This is a genomic window from Kluyvera sp. EC_51 (genome assembly GCF_019584505.1).
GTDB classification, from domain to species: domain Bacteria; phylum Pseudomonadota; class Gammaproteobacteria; order Enterobacterales; family Enterobacteriaceae; genus Kluyvera; species Kluyvera sichuanensis.
Genome location: NZ_VDAG01000075.1, coordinates 78,666 through 101,674 on the forward strand (window position 1 = coordinate 78,666; position 23,009 = coordinate 101,674).

23 protein-coding genes are annotated in these 23,009 nt (G+C 55.4%); 16 read left to right on the forward strand and 7 right to left on the reverse strand.

The window, feature by feature from the left end; genetic code table 11:
• Nucleotides 1-22 precede the first annotated feature (22 nt).
• Nucleotides 23-841, forward strand: a complete 819-nt coding sequence (locus tag FHC49_RS13520; RefSeq protein WP_220440036.1) for a phytanoyl-CoA dioxygenase family protein — start codon at nt 23-25, stop codon at nt 839-841.
• A gap of 198 nt (nt 842-1,039) precedes the next feature.
• On the opposite strand, the gene FHC49_RS13525 is transcribed toward FHC49_RS13520, so the two are convergent.
• The 3 genes from FHC49_RS13525 to FHC49_RS13535 form a co-directional block, all read right to left on the reverse strand.
• Entirely contained in the window at nt 1,040-1,468 is a 429-nt protein-coding gene (locus FHC49_RS13525) for a SymE family type I addiction module toxin (RefSeq protein ID WP_220440037.1), read from the reverse strand.
• A 540-nt stretch (nt 1,469-2,008) separates the two neighbouring features.
• Nucleotides 2,009-2,584: a helix-turn-helix domain-containing protein gene (locus FHC49_RS13530; protein WP_220440038.1), complete on the reverse strand. Its 576-nt coding sequence runs from the start codon at nt 2,582-2,584 to the stop codon at nt 2,009-2,011.
• Between the two features lie 59 nt (nt 2,585-2,643).
• Complete coding sequence (locus FHC49_RS13535) at nt 2,644-3,414, reverse strand: DeoR/GlpR family DNA-binding transcription regulator (protein ID WP_220440039.1); 771 nt, start codon at nt 3,412-3,414, stop codon at nt 2,644-2,646.
• Between the two features lie 99 nt (nt 3,415-3,513).
• Between FHC49_RS13535 and FHC49_RS13540 the strand changes: the two genes are divergently transcribed.
• The 3 genes from FHC49_RS13540 (at nt 3,514) to FHC49_RS13550 (ending at nt 6,583) form a co-directional block, all read left to right on the forward strand.
• On the forward strand, nt 3,514-4,284 hold the full coding sequence (locus tag FHC49_RS13540) for an inositol monophosphatase family protein (RefSeq protein ID WP_220440040.1): 771 nt from the start codon (nt 3,514-3,516) through the stop codon (nt 4,282-4,284).
• A 9-nt stretch (nt 4,285-4,293) separates the two neighbouring features.
• Nucleotides 4,294-5,466: an MFS transporter gene (locus FHC49_RS13545; protein WP_124037526.1), complete on the forward strand. Its 1,173-nt coding sequence runs from the start codon at nt 4,294-4,296 to the stop codon at nt 5,464-5,466.
• A gap of 130 nt (nt 5,467-5,596) precedes the next feature.
• Nucleotides 5,597-6,583 (forward strand): LacI family DNA-binding transcriptional regulator, encoded by a 987-nt coding sequence (locus FHC49_RS13550; RefSeq protein ID WP_167878685.1) that lies wholly within the window; start codon nt 5,597-5,599, stop codon nt 6,581-6,583.
• Between the two features lie 60 nt (nt 6,584-6,643).
• Here FHC49_RS13550 and FHC49_RS13555 read toward each other — a convergent pair whose 3' ends face one another.
• Entirely contained in the window at nt 6,644-7,774 is a 1,131-nt protein-coding gene (locus FHC49_RS13555; RefSeq protein WP_220440041.1) for a gluconeogenesis factor YvcK family protein, read from the reverse strand.
• 234 nt (nt 7,775-8,008) lie between these two features.
• Between FHC49_RS13555 and FHC49_RS13560 the strand changes: the two genes are divergently transcribed.
• Together FHC49_RS13560 and FHC49_RS13565 are read left to right on the forward strand one after the other, a co-directional pair.
• Entirely contained in the window at nt 8,009-8,596 is a 588-nt protein-coding gene (locus FHC49_RS13560) for a sugar O-acetyltransferase (RefSeq protein ID WP_220440042.1), read from the forward strand.
• Between the two features lie 15 nt (nt 8,597-8,611).
• Entirely contained in the window at nt 8,612-9,136 is a 525-nt protein-coding gene (locus FHC49_RS13565) for a phosphoribosyltransferase (protein ID WP_220440043.1), read from the forward strand.
• A 243-nt stretch (nt 9,137-9,379) separates the two neighbouring features.
• On the opposite strand, the gene FHC49_RS13570 is transcribed toward FHC49_RS13565, so the two are convergent.
• From FHC49_RS13570 to paaZ, 3 genes are all read right to left on the reverse strand, one after another.
• Nucleotides 9,380-9,751, reverse strand: a complete 372-nt coding sequence (locus tag FHC49_RS13570; protein WP_220440044.1) for a glyoxalase/bleomycin resistance/extradiol dioxygenase family protein — start codon at nt 9,749-9,751, stop codon at nt 9,380-9,382.
• Between the two features lie 251 nt (nt 9,752-10,002).
• Entirely contained in the window at nt 10,003-12,270 is a 2,268-nt protein-coding gene (gene tynA / locus FHC49_RS13575; protein WP_220440045.1) for a primary-amine oxidase, read from the reverse strand.
• Between the two features lie 217 nt (nt 12,271-12,487).
• Nucleotides 12,488-14,533, reverse strand: coding sequence for a phenylacetic acid degradation bifunctional protein PaaZ (paaZ, locus tag FHC49_RS13580; protein ID WP_220440046.1), 2,046 nt, complete (start codon nt 14,531-14,533; stop codon nt 12,488-12,490).
• A 285-nt stretch (nt 14,534-14,818) separates the two neighbouring features.
• Here paaZ and paaA point away from each other — a divergent pair, with 285 nt between their 5' ends.
• The 10 genes from paaA to pcaF are packed head-to-tail and all read left to right on the forward strand — an operon-like array spanning nt 14,819 to nt 23,001.
• A complete protein-coding gene (paaA, locus tag FHC49_RS13585; RefSeq protein WP_220440047.1) occupies nt 14,819-15,751 on the forward strand; it encodes a 1,2-phenylacetyl-CoA epoxidase subunit PaaA in 933 nt (310 codons plus the stop codon).
• An 11-nt stretch (nt 15,752-15,762) separates the two neighbouring features.
• Entirely contained in the window at nt 15,763-16,050 is a 288-nt protein-coding gene (gene paaB, locus FHC49_RS13590) for a 1,2-phenylacetyl-CoA epoxidase subunit PaaB (protein WP_032943000.1), read from the forward strand.
• Between the two features lie 7 nt (nt 16,051-16,057).
• The gene (gene paaC / locus FHC49_RS13595) at nt 16,058-16,813 is read left to right on the forward strand and encodes a 1,2-phenylacetyl-CoA epoxidase subunit PaaC (protein WP_220440048.1); all 756 of its coding nucleotides are present in this window, start codon (nt 16,058-16,060) and stop codon (nt 16,811-16,813) included.
• A 12-nt stretch (nt 16,814-16,825) separates the two neighbouring features.
• The gene (gene paaD / locus FHC49_RS13600; protein ID WP_220440049.1) at nt 16,826-17,326 is read left to right on the forward strand and encodes a 1,2-phenylacetyl-CoA epoxidase subunit PaaD; all 501 of its coding nucleotides are present in this window, start codon (nt 16,826-16,828) and stop codon (nt 17,324-17,326) included.
• 7 nt (nt 17,327-17,333) lie between these two features.
• Nucleotides 17,334-18,404 carry a 1,2-phenylacetyl-CoA epoxidase subunit PaaE gene (paaE, locus tag FHC49_RS13605; RefSeq protein WP_220440050.1) on the forward strand — a complete coding sequence of 357 codons (1,071 nt, stop codon included), beginning with the start codon at nt 17,334-17,336 and terminating at the stop codon, nt 18,402-18,404.
• Nucleotides 18,401-19,168 (forward strand): 2,3-dehydroadipyl-CoA hydratase PaaF, encoded by a 768-nt coding sequence (gene paaF / locus FHC49_RS13610; RefSeq protein WP_220440051.1) that lies wholly within the window; start codon nt 18,401-18,403, stop codon nt 19,166-19,168. The genes paaE and paaF overlap by 4 nt, the downstream gene beginning before the upstream one ends.
• Nucleotides 19,169-19,170: 2 nt before the next feature.
• Nucleotides 19,171-19,959: a 2-(1,2-epoxy-1,2-dihydrophenyl)acetyl-CoA isomerase PaaG gene (gene paaG, locus FHC49_RS13615; RefSeq protein WP_185666266.1), complete on the forward strand. Its 789-nt coding sequence runs from the start codon at nt 19,171-19,173 to the stop codon at nt 19,957-19,959.
• A 3-nt stretch (nt 19,960-19,962) separates the two neighbouring features.
• Nucleotides 19,963-21,381, forward strand: coding sequence for a 3-hydroxyacyl-CoA dehydrogenase (locus FHC49_RS13620; protein WP_220440052.1), 1,419 nt, complete (start codon nt 19,963-19,965; stop codon nt 21,379-21,381).
• A complete protein-coding gene (gene paaI, locus FHC49_RS13625; RefSeq protein WP_185666268.1) occupies nt 21,374-21,796 on the forward strand; it encodes a hydroxyphenylacetyl-CoA thioesterase PaaI in 423 nt (140 codons plus the stop codon). The genes FHC49_RS13620 and paaI overlap by 8 nt, the downstream gene beginning before the upstream one ends.
• A complete protein-coding gene (gene pcaF / locus FHC49_RS13630) occupies nt 21,796-23,001 on the forward strand; it encodes a 3-oxoadipyl-CoA thiolase (protein WP_220440053.1) in 1,206 nt (401 codons plus the stop codon). The genes paaI and pcaF overlap by 1 nt, the downstream gene beginning before the upstream one ends.
• Nucleotides 23,002-23,009: the final 8 nt, after the last annotated feature.

Sequence of the window (23,009 nt, forward strand, 5' to 3'; positions counted from 1 at the left end):
GCTCAACACAGGATCCTAAGCGATGCAAAATGAACGCGCTGCACGTATTGATCAACACACTATCGACCGCTGGCAGGCCGATGGCGTGGTGTTATTGAAAGGCGTATTTACGCCGTGGATTGAACGACTCTCCAGCGGCGTGGCGGCGCTGATGGCCAACCCCAGCGAATATGGCCATGCGCGCACGGTGATCCCGAAAGACGGGTCTGCACCATTTTTTCAGGACTACTGTAACTGGTCGCGAATCCCGGAGTTTGAGGATTTTGTCTTTGAGTCGGCGGCGGCAGAGATTGCCGCTACGCTGATGCAGTCGCAGACGGCGAAGTTTTTTCATGAACACACGCTGGTGAAGCAGCCGGGTGGTAGCACGGTGACGCCATGGCACCACGATCAGCCTTATTACTGCGTGTCTGGGCGGCAGAATGTCAGTTTCTGGATCCCGCTGGATCCGGTCGCACAGGAGACGTCGCTGCGTTGCATTCGCGGCTCGCACCTATGGGAGGCAGAGTTTAGCCCAACCCGCTTCAACGGTACCAAACTTTACGACCACGCGCGCTTTCGTTCACTGCCAGATATCGACGCGCACGAAACGGATTACGATATTGTCAGTTGGGATCTGGAGCCAGGGGATGCCGTGGCGTTTCATTTTCGCACCGTTCATGGCGCGCGAGGAAATCATACCCCACGTTCACGACGCGTTTTTTCCGCCCGTTGGGTGGGTGATGACGCCACCTTTGCCGACCGCGGTGGCGTGACCTCGCCACCGTTTCCTGAACTGACGCTGCGCGACGGTGAACCACTCGACTCTCCGCTGTTTCCGCAGGTTTGGCCGAGAGGCTAGCCGTTGATGCCGGGAGGCGACCAGTCCTGAACGTCTGTGCGTTGCTGTAATCCCGGCGTCGCGTTGCTCGGCCGGGCTACGCCTATATGTGATAGCGGCAAACATTTTCCCTACTTCGCCCGGGCTACCGATCCCGTAGCCCGGCCAAGCGCAGCGCCGCCGGGAACGGCTCCGAGCTCGACCGGACTACGATCGTTGTCAGAATTTCCCGCCCGTTTTACTCCGCTTAATCGCTGGAATATCCCCGCTATCGTTCAACGCGCCAGGAAAGGTTTTCAGCCATGCTTTCACTTTGCGTTGGTTGATATTCGCGACGCTCATACCTTCAATACAGCCCCACAGCTCGCGGGTATTCTGCGGGGTAATCACAATACAATCTTTCATCACGCGGACTTTAACGGGCATGCCGTCGATAAACCCGGCCTGAGAGAGCCAATCTCCGCCCAGGTGAACGGCGCGGCCTTCCACGAAGGAGTAAAACTCGCAGTGGGTGAAATCGGGTACGGTAGTTGAGGTGAGGGGTGTTGCCATGGGGGCAGCCTCCGATGAGTGATAGTTATAACCACCACCGGAGAGGCTAATCTCGCGGGTGGCGGAACCGAACGGAGTTAGCCTTACCGGCCTCATCGACACCGGCGCATCTTACGATGCCCCCGTTCGGCCCACCATTGAGGTGTAGCTGTACGCACGACACAAAAAAAACGCTAACGCGCATGTGTCGCCGATGAAGTTAGGTCAGGAGGCTAATCCCGGTACCTGATTTTGCAGGTACAACAATAGGGTACAGCGGTTAGTGGGGTTGGGCAAGAGTGGGGGCTGGAAGGAGGATCGCAGAAATGAAAATTGGTAATGGTGCCGTAGGAGGATTGGGGGATGATGATTATCGGTGAAGGTCTGCTTTGAGCGAGGAGCGGAAGTTGGCATTTGTCATAACCGCATGGATGTAGGACTAACATTGACATGTAATAATCAACCGGGATCAGGTCAGCGGCCAGCTAAAGTAGGAAGGCCAAAAAACGACATTAACGTACAATAATTTTCGATATCCAAACTGAGCCCTGTCTGAAACAGTTCAGCTTGGTAAAAGGATTAGGCTGTAATCTTGAGCGCAATTAAGTCTTGTGGACATTAGCTAAAATTCGATGAAATACATCTTGTATTTTTTATTTATAGATAAATTTGAGGGCTTTTGACATTACACTTCTTAGCATAATGGTAAAGGGTAATGATGCTCACTTTGGATGGGTTTGCTTCTATACTACATAGGTATTTGTAAGACACCCCCATTTTGTTGGCGAGTTGTTGTCGAGTCAGGCCAGCGATACTGCGCCATTTCATCAGTGTTTTCTGGAGAGTTTCCTTTAAAACTTCATTTTCAAATCCGCTTTTTACCGCTGTTACAGTAAGTGCCTTTTTTCTGAAATTTTTCCAGCATTCATGGTTAGCTGGTTTTGATAAGGCCAGTCGGTCTGCCAAAAATGCTAAGGCGTCATTCTGGTTGAAACGCTTCTTTTTCTTCATTGCTACGCCTAGAATTACCTCACCTTCAACGGTTCTGCGAATGAAAATAACTCTTTGGATGCCAGCTCCTTCTGTTTGAATCCCTGTTAAATTATCATCCACCCTTACCAGGGTAGAGAAACCATCGCCGAGCAGGAACCTGTCGATAGCATGTATCACCTTCGCCTTAGAGTGGGTCGGGAGAGCTAAAAACTCAGCCTGTGCTGTTCCAGTTATTTTCATATTCCTGGGGCTCCGATGTTGATTAGTTGCATTTTTTGTTCAGACCATAATTAGCCTTTTCAGACCTGATGAACACGAATGTCCAGGCCTTTGAATGCATTCACATATTCTTTTACTGTATTTTCCTCTGTCACAATGACATCGATATCGGTACTTTTTGCCACAACATATCTTGCAACACCGGGCATTTTCTCTGCCGTTAGAGCAACAATATTTTCGCTGCTTTGTTGTATGACGGCTTTTTTGAATTCACAGTCAGCATAGTCGTAACCCGTTAATCCTGATTCCGGAGCCATCGCACATCCACCAATAAATGCCTGATCAAAATTTATTCCCTGGATCTGAGCTAAGGCAGTGGAACCGATACAACCGTTCACACCCTTTTGAATCTGCCCGCCAAGTATGATCACTTCGCATAATGGTTTATTCAGAAGCACAGTCGCTATTTCAGGCGAATTCGTCACCACGGTTAAGCCAATGTCTTCAGAAACAGCCTCTGCCATGGCCAGATTAGTTGTTCCTGAATCAATGAAAATGCAGGTATCTGGCTTAACCAGTTGTGCACATTTATGCGCGATTTTGCTCTTTGATGAGGTGTTCAGCGATTTTCTGACGGTAAAATCACTCACTTCAGGGATGATGATTACCGCCCCACCATAGACCTTTTTGCAAAATCCATCTTTGCTAAGTTCATGTAAATCACGGCGAATTGTGTGTTCAGATACATTGAGGGTACTGGCTAATTCGGCGACAAACACTCTGCCTGTCTCACGAAGAGATTCTTTTATGTACTCTTGTCGTTGGTCGGGGAAAGCTGCATAATCGAGCATGTGTTTTACCTGAAGTTATCTAAATGAAGCATCAGAGAGCATGATCGTGCATTCATGATCCTCATGTCAACTCTCTGTATACAAAGATGAGGCCTTAAAGTGTTAGCAATTCCTGATGTGAGTTTTCTGAACCAACTCGCTGCGTTATCTGAAGATCTCATTCTGAAGGAGCACGCAGCGGCCGTAAATCAACTGGGAGGGAGGGATATTACTAATCACGAACTCCATTATGGCTGCAGTGGCAAAATCCAGGGCATTTTAAAGGACTATATTTCGACGGCATTCCCTAGACACACCGTGTTTGGCAGCAGTCGGGATGAGTCATGTGATGAATTTGTATGGTCTGTTGATGTTTTTAATATGGAAAGGCTGAACGACCGTGGCATTCCTGCGAGAGGTGCCACCGCCGGATTATCTCACCGGGGAAAAATCATGGCTGGCATGGTCGTCAGCCCCTTCACACGGGAACGTTTCTGGGCGGAGGGCGCCGAAGCCATGGCCTGTAGTCCTTTCGGTGAATTTCGACTTAATACCAGAAGAAATATCCAGTTGCATCAGTCGATTATGCACGTCAGTGAAGGCGACTATTTCGAAGATGCCACCCGGAAAGGTATTCAAAGCCTGTCGTCCCGAGTGCTGATGTCAAGATGGGGCGATCCGTGCCACGCCATGACCATGCTGGCTGCCGGTTATATCGATTTGTGCGTCATTCATCCCGATAAGATGAGTGCGTTCTCACCCCTGATCCTGCTGGTAAAAAATGCTGGCGGATGTGTGACAGAGCTATCCGGGCCGCATTCCGGCTATCTGGCCAGCTCCGGGCCAGTTCTGCATGCTGAAGTCCTCAGAGTACTTAATTCATCTAAATAAAGGTCATTCATGTCCATTTCATTACTGGAACGCTATCAGCGCTTAGGTACAAAACTCATTTTGTTTATCACGGGATTTAGCTCGTCTTCGTGGGCCGTGGTGGTGCCTTATGCCAGGGCCAATACTGGTGTAAACGAAGCTACGTTGGGTACCCTTCTACTTTGTCTCGGTGGTGGCGCATTGTTGGCCATGCCACTTACTGGATATCTGACGGCAAAATACAACTGCAAAAAGGTTATCCGGGCTTCCGTCTGGAGTATTATTTTCTCACTTCCTTTACTCTCATTGATCACCTCACCGCTGCTGCTGGCGGTAGCGCTGCTGATATTTGGGACCGGAATCGGTATTACTGCCGGGGCCATCAATATCCAGTCTGTCATCGTGGAAAAAAATGCCGGTAAACCGCTTATGTCTGGCTTTCACAGCATGTACAGCTGCGGAGGGATCGCCGGTGCCGGGCTTATGACCATACTCCTGTCTGTGGGTATATCGATTTCTGTTGCGACGGCGTTTGTCTCGGTAGTGGTGATTGCGCTGCTTATTATCAGTCAAAAGGGGCTCCTGACTGAATCCAGCCATGTGGAAGGACCCACTTTTGCGAAGCCAAAAGGGATTGTCCTGTGGATGGGGATTATTTGCTTCAGTGTCTTTCTTGCAGAAGGCACGGTTCTTGACTGGAGCGCCGTTTTCCTGACGGAAATCAGGGACGTGGCTGAATCTAACGGTGGGCTAGGTTTCGCGACATTTGCGCTGGCAATGACTTTTGCCAGACTGATTGGGGACCGCATCATTACAGGGCTGGGCGCTATACCGGTTGTGATTGCCGGGGCTCTCATCGCTGCCGCCGGGTTTGCGCTGGTGCTATTCATCCCCGACTGGAAAATATCCCTGGCCGGATATGCGTTAGTGGGCCTGGGTTGCGCAAATATTGTTCCTGTCATGTTCTCCGCAGCAGGTCGACAGGCTGTCATGCCTGCAGCAGTGGCAATTCCAGCTGTGACAACGATGGGTTACCTTGGCGTTCTGGCAGGGCCTGCCATCGTCGGGTATGTTGCCCACTTCAGCACATTACCCGCAGCGTTCATCTGTATTAGCGTGCTGATGATCCTGGTCGCCCTGATGACCCTGAAAACGAGAAGCGTGATGGTCGGGAGAGTCTGCTCGGCTGAATCAGGGGTCTGAATTCCGGTGCACATACCGGCTGATAGGGTATCGGCGCCGGTATGTGGTTTTGCTGATTATTCATATGCAGAAGGTGTGACCATTCCACTATATCCGAAGGGCGCACTGAAAATAGTTCAGGATGATAGCTATGGTTAAGATGACTGATGTCGCCCGTCACGCGGGCGTCTCTATCGCGACAGTATCAAGGGTGTTATCGGGAGCAAACGCTGTGTCCCCGGACACGCATAAAAGAGTCATGGATGTTATCGCTGAAACAGGTTACGCCATTAACCAGACTGCACAGAGTTTATCGACTCAGTCTGCGGAAAATATTGGTTTGCTGGTCAGTGAGGCTGTATATAAAACACGGTATTTTCCTGAGCTCATCCGGCTCACCGCGCATTTTGCGCAGGAGCATAACAAGAAACTTATTATAACGGATGCCAGGGCTGATGCTGAGGATGAACGGCAGGGCATCGCCCGTCTGGAGAATCAGCAGTGTGCAGTGATATTGATCATGAGTGTATCGATGGGTAGCGCAGAGTTGGGGCGAATAATTGAGCGCTCTGCAGCAGATATCATTCTTATTAATAAACGGTTAATACAAAATCCGCGCCATGCTATCTGGGTGGATTATCAACCATGTATTCTCAGATTGGTGGAGATGTTAACCCGCTATGAGCGTGATGATATCGCCATACTCGGTGATTTCTCGCCGGGAACGCCTGACTGCGAGATTATTGAACAATTCAGGTGTGCTGCCAGGAAGCTCAAACTGCCTCGTTCGAAATATCATCTGGTTCCCTGCGCAAGGAATTTTCAGGCGGGGCGCATGGCCATGTCTGGCCTCCTGTCGGGCAAAAAGTCCGTATCTGCTGTCATTACCTGCAATACTGAAATCTATAATGGCGTATCACAGGCCCTGTCCGAACAGCAGATACCTGTTTCCCCTTTACTGATTACGTTTGATGAAATTTACGATCCGGTACTTGAGCATCAGGATGTTAATGTTGTCGTCATAAATTATCCGGAACTTATCAGGGAAGCACTACATAAAGCAGCAGCGCTGTTTCACAATGCACCCGGCACTGACGCAAAGGTATTCAGGGGAAATCTTATCCTGAGAACGTTCTGACGATACGCCTCCTATGGAAGGGAGGCGTACTGTACACCAGGTTCGCGGCGCCGGAACCGTTTATAGAGACAGAACAGAGCCATCAGTCAGAGCAAGCAGCTTCGCTGCTACGGCTGTACCATCATGTTTTCCCCGTTCCCACACATCTTCAAACTCATCCAGCACAACACGATATTCCTCGCATTCACTGACCTCATCACTCAGATAAGCAAATCCGTTAACGTATTTATCTATAGCGAGAAATCGACGGTTGCCAAAGAGATACAGAACTGGCAAAGCTACATTACTGCTCTGGGTTTTCCATTCCCGTTCAAAACGTTCTGACACTTCTCTTAACCCAAGACCCAGGCTCTCCTTGCACTGAAGGATATTACTGATAAACACAACCGGACATCCTGACTGCGATACAGCCGATGTGATCCCTTCGACCTGAAGATGAGGAAGAATGCTGGTATAGAAACTTCCCGGACCAAATACAATGAGATCAGCATCCCTGATTGCTTCCAGTACCACCGGGTTGGCGCCAGGAGCATGACCGTCAGACGTGCGTAATTCAATATTTTTGATGCCCGTTGAAGCATCCGATTCGGCCATCTTGGTTATCTGGTCCTGAGGCGAAACAATTTTTCCGTCATTCAGCGTTGCCGACAGAATGAGATCGTTACAGAGCGATGAAGGCCAGACGTTACCTGAAATACCGCAAAGCTTTCTGAACACAAAAATGGCAGTATTGATATCTCTGTTATGCGCAAGATAGGCACCGGAAAGAATAAAATTCCCGATACTGCCATTTCGGTAATCAAAGGTATTCCCGGCTTCTGCTGCAAAGGTTTTCAGGTAATTTACGATAGCCCCCCGGAGACCGGGCTCCAGCCTTTCAAGTAGAGGGTGATATCCCTCCAGGTAGGCTGTAAATTCCGTTCTCGCATCCTGAGACTGCAGATCGGAGGATAAACGTGTGTTACAAATGCGCACGACGTCACCTGACCGTTTTTCCCCATGGGCCATCGTCATCAGGGCCTGACGAATATCTCCAACAGAAAGCATATCGAGACTCAGTCTGATTGTTCTCGAGCTCCCGCCACTGTCCCAGGCAGGCACTATGCGGGTCAGAGAGACATCCTCCCGGCACAAAGCATTATTCAGTGAGCGACAGGCACTCCCTCCTGAAAACAGAACCACTCGTTTCATTACGTGCTTCCTCATTACCAACTATTGGCCCGATCCTTTTGTCTCAGGAGGGGGAACATGATGTTACTCACTAGCTCGATTGTGCTCGATTAAGTGGTTTTAATCTTTACTTGATGCTCGATTATGATACTTTGTGAGAGAAACAACAAGAACTGGCCATGTTTTTCATATGAATAGCTTGTTCACGAAGTACCGATGACCGAATACACGTTGAATACGCAGGAGACTGGATTAATGAACGAAAAATTGCCCCCCTGTGCTGACGTCGGGGTGGAGCGTATCTGTCTTAAAGATGGGGATTATTTCTTCCCTGCAGAGCCAGCTATAAAAGCAGATTCCCTGCGGACAAAATCGCTTCTTCATCGTTTTAACCATACTGACCCCGCTGAAACTGGCGCCCGCCTGCGATTGATGAAAGAACTGTTGCCTGAATGTGGAGAAGGTGTATCTGTCACCACTCCTTTTCATTGCAGCAGAGGGTATAACATCCGGGCAGGGAAGAATTTCTACTGTAATGTAGACTGCGTCATCCTGGATCTCACAGACGTTACTATCGGGGATGATGTTCAACTGGGTCCTCAGGTGAACATTTATACCGTCAGTCATCCCATCAACCCCGGACACCGGAGTACAGGGATAGAGTATGTCCAGCCGGTCACCATAGGCGACCGAGTCTGGATTGGAGGTAAATCGGTTGTTCTTCCAGGCGTAAAGATCGGCAATGATGTTGTCATCGCCGCCGGGAGTGTGGTGACCCGCGATATTCCGGACAGAGTTATAGCCGGTGGAGTGCCCGCAAGAGTGTTAAAACATATTCAGTAAAGGAGAGTAACTAAAATGAATGGTTCACATACTGGAAAAATTATTCTCGATGAATCCACAATCGCGAAAGGTGTCAATCTTGTTGCGGACAGGCTTAATGCTGATTTCAGCGATGCTGTGATTATTACCGTCGTACCCGGCGGGATATTTTTTACTGCTGACTTAACGAGAAAACTGAACTTTGATGTTGAAATGGATTATATTTCCTGTCCACACACACCCGGTGAACGTAATAACGTGTCAGAAATTGTCTTCCACAACAACATTGGAATTGAGGGACGACATGTCATTGTTATCGACGACGCGATCGAATCAGGGGGGACAATGAGACGTCTTGTGGAGCATCTTAACGAAAAATATCATCCACAGTCAGTCTCGGTTGCCGTCCTTTTTGTTAAACCCGGACGTGTATCCATTCCTGCACGGTGTTATTACGCATATGAGATGGAGAATGATGATCTACTCATAGGATATGGCATGCCCTGGCAGAACAAGTTCCGCAATCTGCCCTGTGTGTCTACGTTGATCAAAGACAGCTAAGCTTGCGTTGGAGCGACGTCCGCTTATGGCACAAAGCAGCCCCACAAAATCCATTCAAAATTTCCTTCACAAAAAAGAATCCGGCCCAGTTCCCCCTGGGCTACTCCTCATCAATCCAAAACCGTTCGCTTCCCCTCAATCACCATCCCTTTCATCACCTCAAAATGCCGCCGTACAACGTGTTGACGGCGGCGTAGTTGAAATAGCGGGCGTCGCTTCGCTCAACCCAGCTACTTACAACCGTTATTCCCTAATAATCTCCCCAACATCAACCCGGTTCCCATCCGGGTCAGCGAACACAAAGGCGCGAATACCGTACTCTTTATCCTGAATCCCTTTGACGATCCTAGCTCCTAGCGTCTGACAACGAGCGAATAGGGCGTTAGCATCATCAACAAGCAGATGAGCGATAGGAAAATTTGCCGCTTTATGCTGTGGCTGGAGCGTCAAATGCAGCTCCGCTTCATCACGCTTCAATATCACAAACCCCACCGGATCGCCGTTTTCAAAAACGACGTCAAAATTAAGCCCGTCCACGTAGAACGCTTTGGCAAGCGGGATATCTTTAACGGGGAGCACGGCCGCGATACGGCCAAATCTGACATGCTGCTGCATGACTAACCTCGTGGGTATAAGCAAGGGGTCCATAGCTCAGGGCGGTGCCGTTGCTATGCGGCTGGGCGGTGCCAGATTGAGGATGACAATAGCGTATTTTAGAACGGTGGGAAAACAAAAGTTTAACGGGTTGACATTGGGGGCGATCCCGGCGGCGCTGCGCTTGGCCGGGCTACGAGTTGAGCGTAACCCGGACCCCGCTTCGAGCATAAAAAACGGCCTCATCGCTGAGGCCGTCTTTACATCACAACTTACTTCTTCTTCTCGCCCAGCGTCGGGGTCTCGTCAAAGAAGTTCCACGGTTTCAGCAGCGCGTGGGCCCACTCGGTTGGCATAATCGGCCACTCTTCGGCGCGCGCCACGTGGGTGGTGCCGGTGGTGATCCACACCACGTCATCGTGGTTAGTCAGCGACTCGTCATCCTTCGCGTACTGGCCGAGGCCGGTATCGTGAACGGAACGGTTCGGGTATTTCCCTTCCGGATAGCGCTCTTCCTGATGATAACGGGTCACCCACAGCTGCTTATCCATAAAGCTCAGGCGGTGGTAAATCCACTCGTCCGGGGCAAACTTCGCGCCGGTTGCCGCTGGGTGCGTGCCGCCAGCGTAAGGGATAATCTGGTACGACACCGGGTTACCCATACGGTTTTCTTTGGTGGTGTTGCTCAACAGACGAATCGTACCCGGGTCAAATTTCTGTGCCGCTTTCTGCTCGCTGTCGATGGTGTACTGGTTCACCTGCATGGTACTGGTACGTGGGCCGCCCGCGGTGTTCGGCTTCACTTCCGGGTCCATTGCCACCAGGCTGTTATTTTCGCCGTCCACGTCGAGGTCGAGGCGGAAGTTGTAAATATGCTGGTGGGTGGTGCCGACGATATTATGGTCGATCAGCGTGCCGTAACGGGTATCGTCTTTGGCGCTTGGGTCGTGCATGGTCTTCGCCTTCACGCCTTTAACCGCTTCAATACCGGTCGCCCCGGCATCGATGCCGATGGTACCGTTTTCGTGGAATACCCAGTCGAAGATGTAGTCGTAGTTGCCCACGGTACTGATCCAACGAACCACCAGTTCACGACGCTCGGTGCTGACGTTCGGCTGGCCCATCTCCTGGTGCTTATATTCCGGCCCGGCGTAGCGTTCGAATACCGCCACGGCGCGAGGAATAGTGGTTGGCGTGCCGGTGTAGTCGGCAATGGTCTCATCCAGCAGCACGGCGTTGTTCGGCGCGTCTTTGCCGCGCGCGATTGGCGAGGTCAGGGTGCCCATGCCGTAGTCGCCGGAGTCCAGATATGCTTTGAAGTACCAGCCCACGTCCGGGTCGCCGTAAGGCACGATCATCCCGCCGAGCGATCCTTCATACATCACCTGGCGCTTGGTGCCGTTGTCGTTATAGGTCACGGTGGAGAGAATTGGACCCACGCGGGAGTTCAGGCGCAGGTGGAAGTCCCAGTTCTGCCAGTGGATCATATCGCCGGTGATGGTGTAGTTTTTGCCCTCCGGCTCGATGATATCCAGCGGTTTCACCGATTTAGCCACGCGGTCACGGCCATCAAACGGACGGGATTCCATCGGTACCGGGATCACCGGGCCTTCTTCAATCTTGATGATTTTTTTCTGCTCAAGGTCAACCACCGCCACCAGATTTTCGATCGGGTGCGCCCAGTAGTTGCCGTCGCCGGTATCCAGATAGCTCACCACTTTCAGCAGGCGCGCGTCCTGCTTGAGGCCGTCTTTGCCGTCGAAGTAGCCGACGGTGAGCGGGGTGGTGATCACTTTGGTGGTGTCTTTGATGCCGTGTTTTTTCAGCACGTCAGCAAATTCGGTGCTGGCGTTAATGATGTTCTGCACGCTGACAAAGTCGTCAATCAGCACCATGCCGTGCGCGTCTTTAATTGGTTTCCAGGAAAGGACTTTTTTATTCTGCAGGTCAACCACGGCTTCAATCACGTGTTTGCCATCCAGCATCACTACGTCGGCGGTGCGCGGGGCGTTAACCGGGGTACCTTTTAAGGCGAATGCCCACACCGCCTGTTTGTCAGGCTCGTGGAGGGAAATTTCGGTAAAACGGGTGTTTGGCTGGAATTCGGGTGCCGCTTTCACAATGGTGACCGCTTCGCTGATTTCAGCGGAAGAGAGCGAGTTCAGCGGGTGTGGCACTTTCTCAACCTGGAAGGTTTGGTCGAGGCCAGACTGGAAAACGTCGTTGATAAAGGTATCGGACACCCACGCTTTACCGTCCTTCATCACCACCGGCACCTGCAGGTTCAGGGTTTTGCCGTTGACGATGGCGGTTTTCGCGCCCGGTTTTACCTTCACGAACGCCCCGTCTTTAATCAGCGTGTACATCTGTGCGTAGTCATCCCACTGAACGTCAGCGCCGAAATCCTGCAGAGTTTTGTCCATCGGAACCATATGCGCTTCGCCGCCGTGGGCGAAGGCCGGAGCTTGCCAGGCGCAGAACAGGGCGACGGCCAGCGCCAGCGCTGTTTTACGGTTTGAACGAATCGAGCCTTTTGACATTGTGACCTCATTTTATCGTTATGTTGTGCCTTGCCGCTGCTACTTCGGCTTCAGTCTCTTAAGCTAACAGCGGAACGTCACGAAGCGTTTGCTTGCGCTTGCCAGGTTGTTTGTCAGTTTTGCCAGTTACAAAAAATGCCTCCGCAGAGGCATTGGGTTTTCATGTGGGGCATTCCCGGCGTCGGCTGCGCCTCGGCCGGGCTACAACATCGAGACCTTACGCCGGGAAATCCCCGTGCTGACGCGCAACCAGCGTCAGAATCGAGTACAGCGCTACCGCCTGCTGATGCTGATTGAAAATCTCCACCGACCATTCCACCACGCCGGTGGCTTTCTCTTCGGCATTGCGCTGGCGCTTGACGGTTTTACGCTTGCAGGTCAGGCGCACCTGAATGGTGTCGCCCGGCTTAACCGGCTCGATAAAGCGCAGGTTTTCCATACCGTAGTTGGCGATAACCGGGCCGACGCCCGCGTCAACAAACAGACCGGCTGCAGCTGAAATCAGGAAGTAACCGTGCACCACGCGCTCGCCGAAAATGGAATCGGCTGCGGCAATCTTGTCCATATGGGCATAGAAGTGGTCGCCGCTGAGGCAGGCAAAGTTGACGATGTCCGCTTCGGTCAGGGTACGGCGTGGCGTCAGCAGGCTATCGCCCGGCTGGATCTCCTCGAAGTACTTACGGAACGGGTGAATACGGTCTTCCACCACCTGCGCGCCGCGCACCCATTGCTGGCTTACCGCGGCGAGCATGGTTGGGCTGCCCTGAATGGCGGTGCGCTGCATGTAATGTTTCACCGCCCGCAGGCCGCCCAGCTCTTCGCCGCCGCCTGCACGTCCCGGGCCGCCGTGTACCAGCTGCGGTAGCGGGGAGCCGTGGCCGGTGGATTCCGCCGAGGACTCTTCGTTTAATACCTGAATGCGCCCGTGCGCACGGGCCGCACCGAGGATGAATTCGCGTGCCAGTTCGCCGCTCGCCGTCACCAGCGTGCCTGCCAGGCTGCCTTCGCCCGCGCGGGCCAGCGTCATGGCGTGTTCTGTATTCTGATACGGCATCAGGGTCGCCACCGGGCCGAAAGCTTCAATGGCATGTACCGCAGAAACTTCATCCGGCTGCGCGCAGAACAGCAGCGTTGGCGGGAAGAAGGCCCCGGCGGCGCTGAGATCCGCGTTGCCGCCCAGCAGCACTTCGCATCCCGCGTCCACCAGACGGTTAACGTTGTCCTGCACGTCCTGACGCTGATCGCTGTTGACCAGCGCCCCCATCTTCACGCCTTCCTGAGCCGGGTCGCCGACCACCACTTTTTGCAGACGGGCAATCAGCGCGTCGCTCACTGCTTTTATCTGCGCCTGCGGCACGATAATGCGGCGGATAGCGGTACATTTTTGCCCGGCCTTGGTGGTCATCTCACGGACGACTTCACGGATAAACAGCGCAAATTCCGGCTGTTCTGGGGTGACATCGTCGCCCAGCACGCAGCAGTTCAGCGAGTCCGCTTCCATGGTGAAGGGGACAGACTTCGCCACCAGATTCGGATGCACGCGCAGCTGTTGCCCGGTGTGTGCCGAACCGGTAAAGGTCACCACGTCCTGGCTGTCGAGGTGGTCGAGCAGGTCGCCCGCGCCGCCGCAGATAAGGCTAATCGCGCCGTTCGGCACCAGACCGCTGTCGATAATCGCTTTCACCATCGCCTGAGTCAGTTGGGCGGTGGCGGTTGCTGGTTTGATAATCGCAGGCATCCCGGCAAGCCAGGTCGGTGCCAGCTTCTCTAACATGCCCCAGCAAGGGAAGTTAAAGGCGTTGATGTGCACCGCGACGCCGGACTTTGACGTCAGCACGTGACGAGCGGCAAAGCCACCCTGTTTGGACAGTGGGATCAGCTCATCTTCCGGCCACAGCACGTCGTCCGGCAGCTCGCGGCCGCCCAGGCTGGCGTAGGTGAAGAGGGTGCCGATACCGCCTTCGATATCCACCCAGCTATCGCCGCGCGTGGCGCCGGTCTCAGCGGAGATGGCGTAGAAATCGGCCTTCAGCTCCATCAGATGTTTAGCAACCGCTTTCAGCATCGCGCTGCGTTCAATAAAGGTCATCGCCTGAAGCGCTTTGCCGCCGTGCTCAATCGCGAAGCGACGCGCCTGCGCCATGTCTAACCCTTCGCTTGTCACGTCCCACAGCGGTTCGCCGCTGATGGCGTGGTGAATGGTGCGGGCACGGCCCCGGCCGGTTTGCCAGGTGCCGGACAAATAGCTGGCTAACTGCTGCATGGTGTTTCTCCAGATATGTTACGTAAACCTGCCTTTAATAGTTCTTTTCTGAATCATGAAAAGCAAGTCTGATTTTAATAATTTATTAACAATGCGATCGCAGACACTTTACGTGTATTGATTATAATTCGGTTTCACTGGGATAAATCAACGGGGATTGCGGCGCGCATCACAAAATTCACAAACAAAATTTGTGGTTTTATTTAACTAAGATGTAACTTTTATAAAACAAAATGATTCACAAAAATTGATTTGTTGAATTTATCGGAATCATAAGGTGATGACGTGACAACAGAAGAACAACGCTTTGACCAGCGCATCGCGCAGGATACCGCCATCGAACCGCAGGACTGGATGCCGGACGCGTACCGCAAGACGCTGATCCGCCAGATTGGCCAGCATGCGCACTCCGAAATCGTCGGCATGCTGCCGGAAGGCAACTGGATCACCCGCGCCCCAACGCTTCGCCGTAAAGCGATTCTGCTGGCGAAGGTGCAGGATGAAGCCGGGCATGGCCTCTACCTCTATAGCGCGGCGGAAACCCTCGGCTGCGCCCGTGAAGATATCTACCAGAAGATGCTCGACGGGCAGATGAAGTACTCCTCCATCTTTAACTACCCGACGCTCACCTGGGCGGATATTGGCGTGATCGGCTGGTTGGTCGATGGCGCAGCGATCGTTAACCAGGTGGCGCTGTGCCGTACCTCCTACGGCCCGTATGCCCGGGCAATGGTCAAAATCTGCAAAGAAGAGAGCTTCCACCAGCGTCAGGGCTTTGAAGCCTGCATGGCGCTGGCGGCGGGCAGTGAAGAACAGCGTCAGATGCTGCAGGACGCCATCAACCGCTTCTGGTGGCCAGCATTAATGATGTTCGGGCCGAGCGATGACAACTCGCCAAACAGCGCCCGCAGCATGGCGTGGAAAATCAAACTGCATTCCAACGATGAACTGCGTCAGCGCTTCGTCGACAACACCGTTCCGCAGGTCGGCATCCTCGGCATGAAGGTGCCGGACGCGGATCTGCAGCTGGATGAGGCCACTGGTCACTATCGCTACGGCGAAATCGACTGGCAGGAACTGAATGAAGTCATCAACGGGCGTGGCATCTGTAACCACGAACGTCTGGGCGCCAAGCGCAAAGCCTGGGAAGAGGGTGCATGGGTGCGCGAAGCCGCGCTGGCTCATGCCGAAAAACAACGCGCTCGCGATGCCGCCTGAGGAGAAAAAGAATGAGCAAAACATACTGGCCGTTATACGAAGTGTTTGTCCGTAGCAAACAGGGTCTGTCGCACCGTCATGTCGGCAGCCTGCATGCCGCCGACGATCAGATGGCGCTGGAAAATGCCCGTGATGCTTACACCCGCCGCAGCGAAGGCTGCTCTATCTGGGTGGTGAAGGCGAGCGAAATCGTTGCTTCACAGCCGGAAGAACGCGGTGAGTTTTTCGACCCAGCTGAGAGCAAGGTCTACCGTCATCCGACCTTCTACACCGTGCCAGACGGCATGGAACATATGTGAGGCAACGATGAACACGCAAAATCCCGTTGCAACCTATGCGCTGCGTCTTGGCGATAACGGCCTGGTGCTGGCCCAGCGTTTAGGCGCCTGGTGCGGTCACGCGCCGGAGCTGGAAATTGACCTGGCGCTGGCCAATATCGGCCTCGACCTGCTGGGTCAGGCGCGCAACTTCCTGAGCTACGCCGCCGAACTGAACGGCAGCGGCGACGAAGACACGCTGGCCTTTGGCCGCGACGAGCGTCAGTTCAGCAACGTGCTGCTGGTTGAACAGCCGAACGGCAACTTCGCCGACACCATCGCCCGCCAGTTCTTTATCGATGCCTGGCACGTGGCGCTGTTCAGCCGACTGGTCAACAGCCGCGACGCGCAGATTGCTGCCATCGCCGCCAAAGGGCTGAAAGAGGTGCGTTATCACCTGCGCTTTAGCCGTGGCTGGCTGGAGCGTCTGGGTAACGGCACCGAGTACTCCACGCAGTTAATGCAGCAAGCGGTCAACACCCTGTGGCGCTTCACCGGCGAACTGTTTATGGCCGATGAACTGGATATCAGCCTGAGCGAGCAGGGCATCGCCGTTGATCCACGCGAATTACAGGCCGAATGGCAGACCACGGTGCACACCGCGCTGCTCGACGCCGGTCTGCAGATCCCCGAAGAAGCGGCGTTCCGTCGCGGCGGTAAGCAGGGGCTGCACAGCGAACATCTCGGGCCGATGCTGGCAGAGATGCAGTATTTACAGCGGTCGTATCCCGGCCAGCAGTGGTAGCAGGAGGTGGCTATGCAACGTCTCGCCGCAATCTCCCCCCCGGAGGTTCGTACCGTCTGGGGATTGTTAAGCGCCATTCCAGACCCGGAAGTGCCGGTGCTGACCATTACCGACCTCGGCATGGTGCGCCGCGTTGAGCGTCACGGCGACGGCTGGGTGATTGGCTTTACGCCAACCTACTCGGGTTGCCCGGCCACCGAACACCTGCTGGGTGAAATTCGGACGGTGATGGCGGAGCACGGCTATACGCCGGTGCATATCGTGCTGCAGCTCGACCCGCCGTGGACCACCGACTGGATGAGCCCGGATGCCCGCGAGCGTCTGCGCCAGTACGGTATCAGCCCGCCGCAGGCCCACGCCTGCCATGCCGACGAGATGCCGAAAGATGTGGTGTGCCCGCGCTGCGGCAGTACCCACACCTCGCTGATCAGTGAATTCGGTTCCACGGCCTGTAAAGCGCTGTATCGCTGCGACAGCTGCCGCGAACCCTTTGATTACTTTAAATGTATTTGAGGCTGCGATGACAACATTTCATTCGCTTACCGTGGCAAAGGTCGAACCGGAAACCCGCGATTCGGTCACCATCACCTTTGCCATTCCCGACGCGCTGCGCAGCGTTTACGCCTTCCGTCCGGGCCAGCACCTGACGCTGAAAACCCGCCTGGGCGGGGAAGAACTGCGTCGTTGTTACTCCATCTGCCGCAGCCGCTCGCCGTCTGAAATCAGCGTGGCGGTTAAGGCCATCGATGGTGGCCGTTTCTCTCGCTATGCCCAGAGCGATATCCAGCAGGGCATGGAGCTTGAGGTGATGGTGCCGCAAGGTCACTTCGGCTACCAGCCGCAGGCTGAGCGTGAAGCCGAATATCTGGCGATTGCCGCCGGTTCCGGCATTACGCCGATGATGGCGATTATCGAAGCCACGCTAACCACCGAGCCGGCCAGTCAGTTCACCTTGATTTACGGCAACCGCAGCAGCCACAGCATGATGTTCCGTCAGGCGCTGGCTGACCTGAAAGACCGCTACCCGCAGCGTTTGCAGGTGGTGCATCTGTTCAGCCAGGAGTCGATGGACAGCGACCTGTTACAAGGGCGCATCGACGGTGAAAAGCTGCATGCGCTGGGCAAAACGCTGCTCGATTTCAGCCGCTTTGACGATGCCTTTATCTGCGGCCCGTCGGCGATGATGGACGAAGCCGAAGTGGCGCTGCGCGAACTGGGCGTGCCGGAAAAATCCATTCACCTCGAACGCTTCAATACGCCGGGTACCAGCGTGAAACGCGCCACCGGCGTGCAGGCTGAAGGCCGCACGGTCACCATTCGTCAGGACGGTCGCGATCGCCTGATTTCGCTGAACGCCGAAGATGACAGCATTCTCGACGCCGCGCTGCGTCAGGGCGCTGACCTGCCGTTCGCCTGTAAAGGCGGCGTCTGCGCCACCTGCAAATGCAAGGTGGTGAGCGGTGAAGTGGCGATGGCCGCCAACTACAGCCTCGAAGCCGATGAAGTGGCGGCGGGCTATGTGCTGAGCTGCCAGGCGCTGCCAACCAGCGGCGACGTGGTGGTCGACTTTGACGCGCGGGGGATGGCATGAGCGAACTGCTGATTACCCGTCACGACCGCGTACTGCAGCTGACGCTGAACCGCCCGCAGGCGCGTAATGCGTTAAACAACGCGCTGTTGACGCAGATTGCCGAGGCGCTGGAAAGTGCAGCGGCAGACGCCAGCATCAGCGTATGTGTGATTAGCGGCAACCCGCGCTACTTCGCTGCCGGTGCCGACCTCAACGAAATGGCGGAAAAAGACTTGCCCGCCACCTTCGACGATAGTCGTCCGCGTCTGTGGGCGCGCATCGATGCCTTCAACAAGCCGCTGCTGGCGGTGGTGAACGGCTACGCGCTGGGCGCGGGCTGTGAGCTGGCGCTGCTGTGCGACCTGGTGATTGCTGGCGATAACGCCCGCTTTGGCCTGCCGGAAATTACCCTTGGCACCATGCCGGGGGCAGGCGGTACGCAGCGTCTTATTCGCAGCGTCGGCAAAGCGCTGGCCAGCCGCATGGTGCTGAGCGGCGAAAGCATTGATGCCGAACGCGCGCAGCAGGCCGGGCTGGTGAGTGATATTCACCCGGCGAACCTCTCCGATGAATACGCGTTGAAGCTGGCGGCGACCATCGCCAGCCGCTCACCGCTGGCGCTGCGGGCGGCAAAACAATCGCTGCGTCTGGCGCACGAGGTGAGCTTGCAGGCCGGTCTGGTGCAGGAACGACAGCTGTTTACGCTGCTGAGCGGCACAGAAGATCGTCGTGAAGGCATCAATGCCTTTTTAGAAAAACGCACGCCGGAATTTAAAGGACGCTAATCGTGGATGCATTCATTCTCAGCGAAGTGGAACAAGGCGTGATGACCATCACCCTGAACCGCCCGGACCGACTCAATAGCTTTAACGATGTGATGCACCAGCAGCTTGCCGACTGCCTGAAACAGGCCGAACGCGACGACACCATCCGCTGCTTGCTGATTACCGGCGCCGGACGCGGTTTTTGTGCCGGGCAGGATCTGAACGACCGTAACGTTGATCCAAGCGGCCCTGCGCCGGATCTGGGCATGTCGGTAGAACGCTTTTACAACCCGCTGGTGCGCCGCTTAGCCGCGCTGCCAAAGCCGGTTATCTGCGCTGTTAACGGCGTTGCCGCCGGTGCCGGTGCCACGCTGGCGATGGGCTGCGACATCGTGATTGCTGCGCGTTCAGCGAAGTTTGTCATGGCTTTCAGCAAGCTCGGCCTGGTGCCGGACTGCGGCGGAAGCTGGGTGCTGCCGCGCGTTGCCGGTCGCGCCCGCGCCGTTGGCCTGCTGATGCTCGGCGATAACCTCAGCGCTGAACAGGCTGCGCAGTGGGGGATGATCTGGCAGGTGGTTGACGATGCCGAACTGAAAGACACCGCGCTGACCATGGCACGCCATTTCGCCACTCAGCCGACCTACGGTCTGGGGCTGATCAAGAAAGCCTTACAGCTTTCTGAAACCAACTCGCTGGATGAGCAGCTTGAGCTTGAGCGCGACTACCAGCGCATGGCCGGTCGCAGCGACGACTATCGCGAAGGCGTTAGCGCCTTCCTCGCCAAACGTCCACCACAGTTCAGCGGGAAATAAGCCATGAGCCAGACTCTTCACACCGTCGCCGTGATTGGCGGCGGCACCATGGGTGCCGGGATTGTCGAAGTGGCGGCCAGCGCTGGACATGCGGTGCTGCTGTATGACATTTCCGCCGAGGCGATTACTCGCGCCATCGACGGCATTGCCCAGCGCCTGAACGCCCGCGTTAGCCGCGGCAAAATCAGCGCCGAACAGGCACAGGCGCTGCTGGCGCGTATTACGCCAGCAACCGAATTAACGCAGCTTGCCGACGCCCAGCTGGTGATTGAAGCCGCGTCCGAGCGTCTGGAGATTAAAAAGGCATTGTTTAGCGAGCTGGCGGAGATTTGCTCACCGTCAACGCTGCTGACCAGCAACACCTCGTCTATCTCGATTACCGCGATTGCGGCGGGCATTAAACATCCGGAACGCGTGGCGGGGCTGCACTTCTTTAACCCGGCACCGGTCATGAAACTGGTGGAAGTGGTGAGTGGCCTTGCCACCTCAACGGAAGTGGTCGAGCAGCTTTGCGAGTGCGTCACCGCCTGGGGCAAACAGCCGGTGCGCTGCCGCTCCACGCCAGGCTTTATCGTTAACCGCGTGGCGCGTCCGTACTACGCCGAAGCCTGGCGCGCGCTGGAAGAGCAGGTGGCATCAGCGGAAGTGATTGATGCCGCGCTGCGTGACGGTGGCGGCTTCCCGATGGGGCCGCTGGCGCTGACTGACCTTATCGGCCAGGACGTGAACTTCGCGGTGACCTGTTCGGTGTTTAACGCTTTCTGGCAGGACCGCCGTTTTCTGCCATCGCTGCTGCAACAGGAGCTGGCGCTGGCAGGGCGTCTGGGCAAGAAGAGCGGTCACGGCGTCTATCGCTGGCCGGTAGAAAATCAGCCCGAACTGGCGCTGGCTGCCGTTTCTGCTGACCGCGCGGCGAAGATTGTCAAAAGTGACGTTGTCACTGAGCTGGATGATGTGCTGCTGTTGGAAACCACCGGTGAAACCGCGCTGGCCTTAAGCGTGCAGCATCAGCGCCCGGTGGTGGTGTATGACCATGCGGCGGGCGATACCGTCGTGCTGGCAAGCGCGCCGACCAACCCGGATTCCGCCACCGATAAAGCGGTGCATTACTTCCAGCAGCAGGGCAAAAAAGTACTGCGTATTGCCGACTACCCAGGGCTGCTGGTGTGGCGCACGGTAGCGATGCTGGCGAACGAAGCGCTGGATGCGGTGCAAAAAGGCGTCGCCAACGCAGACGATATTGATACCGCGATGCGCTTAGGGGTGAACTACCCGCGTGGGCCGCTGGCCTGGGGCGAATCGCTTGGCTGGGGGCGCGTGCTGCGTCTGTTGGAAAACCTACAACAGCACTATGGCGAAGAACGCTATCGCCCCAGTGCGCTGCTGCGCCAGAAAGCGCTGATGGAGATGCGTCATGAGTAATGAAGCCTGGCGCAACGCCCGCGCCATGTACGAGAAAGACACCTGCGCGCAGGCGCTGGGGATTGAAATTATTGAGATGGACGACGGCTACGCGCAGATGACGATGACCGTGTCGCCCTCGCAGCTAAACGGCCATCAGACCTGCCACGGCGGACAGTTATTCACGCTGGCGGATACCGCTTTTGCCTACGCCTGCAACAGCCAGGGGCTGGCAGCGGTGGCGTCGGCTGCCAGCATCGATTTTCTGCGCCCGGCCTTTGCGGGAGAGAAATTAACCGCCACCGCCCGGGTCAAGCAGCAGGGCAAACTGACCGGCGTGTATGACATTGAAATCGTCAACCCGCAGCAAAAAACCGTAGCGCTGTTTCGCGGCAAATCGCACCGCATCGGCGGCACTATTACAGGAGAAGTCTAATGCGTGATGCGTTTATTTGTGACGGTATTCGTACCCCGATTGGCCGCTACGCGGGTGGTCTGGCCGGGGTTCGTGCTGACGATCTGGCGGCAATTCCGCTGCGCGAGCTGCTGAGCCGTAACCCGAAGTTAGATCCAACCTGTATCGACGACGTGATTTTCGGCTGTGCCAACCAGGCCGGGGAAGATAACCGTAACGTCGCGCATATGGCAACGCTGCTGGCGGGCTATCCGTACGGCGTGTCCGGCACCACCATTAACCGCCTGTGTGGCTCCGGCCTTGATGCGATTGGCTTCGCCGCGCGGGCCATTAAAGCGGGCGATGCGGACCTGATGATTGCCGGTGGCGTAGAGTCGATGTCCCGCGCACCGTTCGTGATGGGCAAGGCGACCACGCCATATCAGCGTCAGGCCGAGATGTTTGATACCACTATCGGTTGGCGTTTTGTGAACCCGCTCATGCAGCAACAATTTGGTACTGACAGCATGCCGGAAACGGCGGAGAATGTAGCGGAATTGTTAAACATTAGCCGAGCCGATCAGGACGCCTTTGCTTACCGCAGCCAGCAGCGTACCGCCAAAGCGCAACGCGACGGCATTCTGGCGCAGGAAATTGTGCCGGTGCAAATCATCGGTAAGAAGGGCGCGGTCAGCGCGGTGCGTGAAGATGAGCATCCGCGTGCGGAGACCACCCTGGAGCAACTGGCCTCGCTGAAAACGCCGTTCCGCAAGGACGGCGTGGTGACAGCAGGTAACGCCTCCGGCGTGAACGACGGGGCGGCAGCGCTGATTATCGCCAGCCAGCAGCAGGCCGCCGCGCAGGGTTTAACGCCGCGCGCCCGTATTGTCGCCATGGCGACCGCAGGCGTTGAACCGAAGTACATGGGCCTTGGGCCGGTTCCGGCGGTGCGTAAAGTGCTGGAGCGTGCCGGGCTGAATATTAACGATATGGACGTGATTGAGCTGAACGAAGCCTTTGCCGCCCAAGCGCTGGGCGTGCTCAGACAGCTTGGACTGGCGGACGACGCGGCGCACGTGAATCCCAACGGTGGCGCCATCGCTTTAGGTCACCCGTTGGGCATGAGCGGCGCGCGACTGGCGCTGGCAGCGACGCTGGAGCTGGAACGACGCAATGGACGCTATGCGCTGTGTACGATGTGTATTGGCGTGGGTCAGGGCATTGCCATGATCCTCGAGCGAGTGTGAGCTAATTG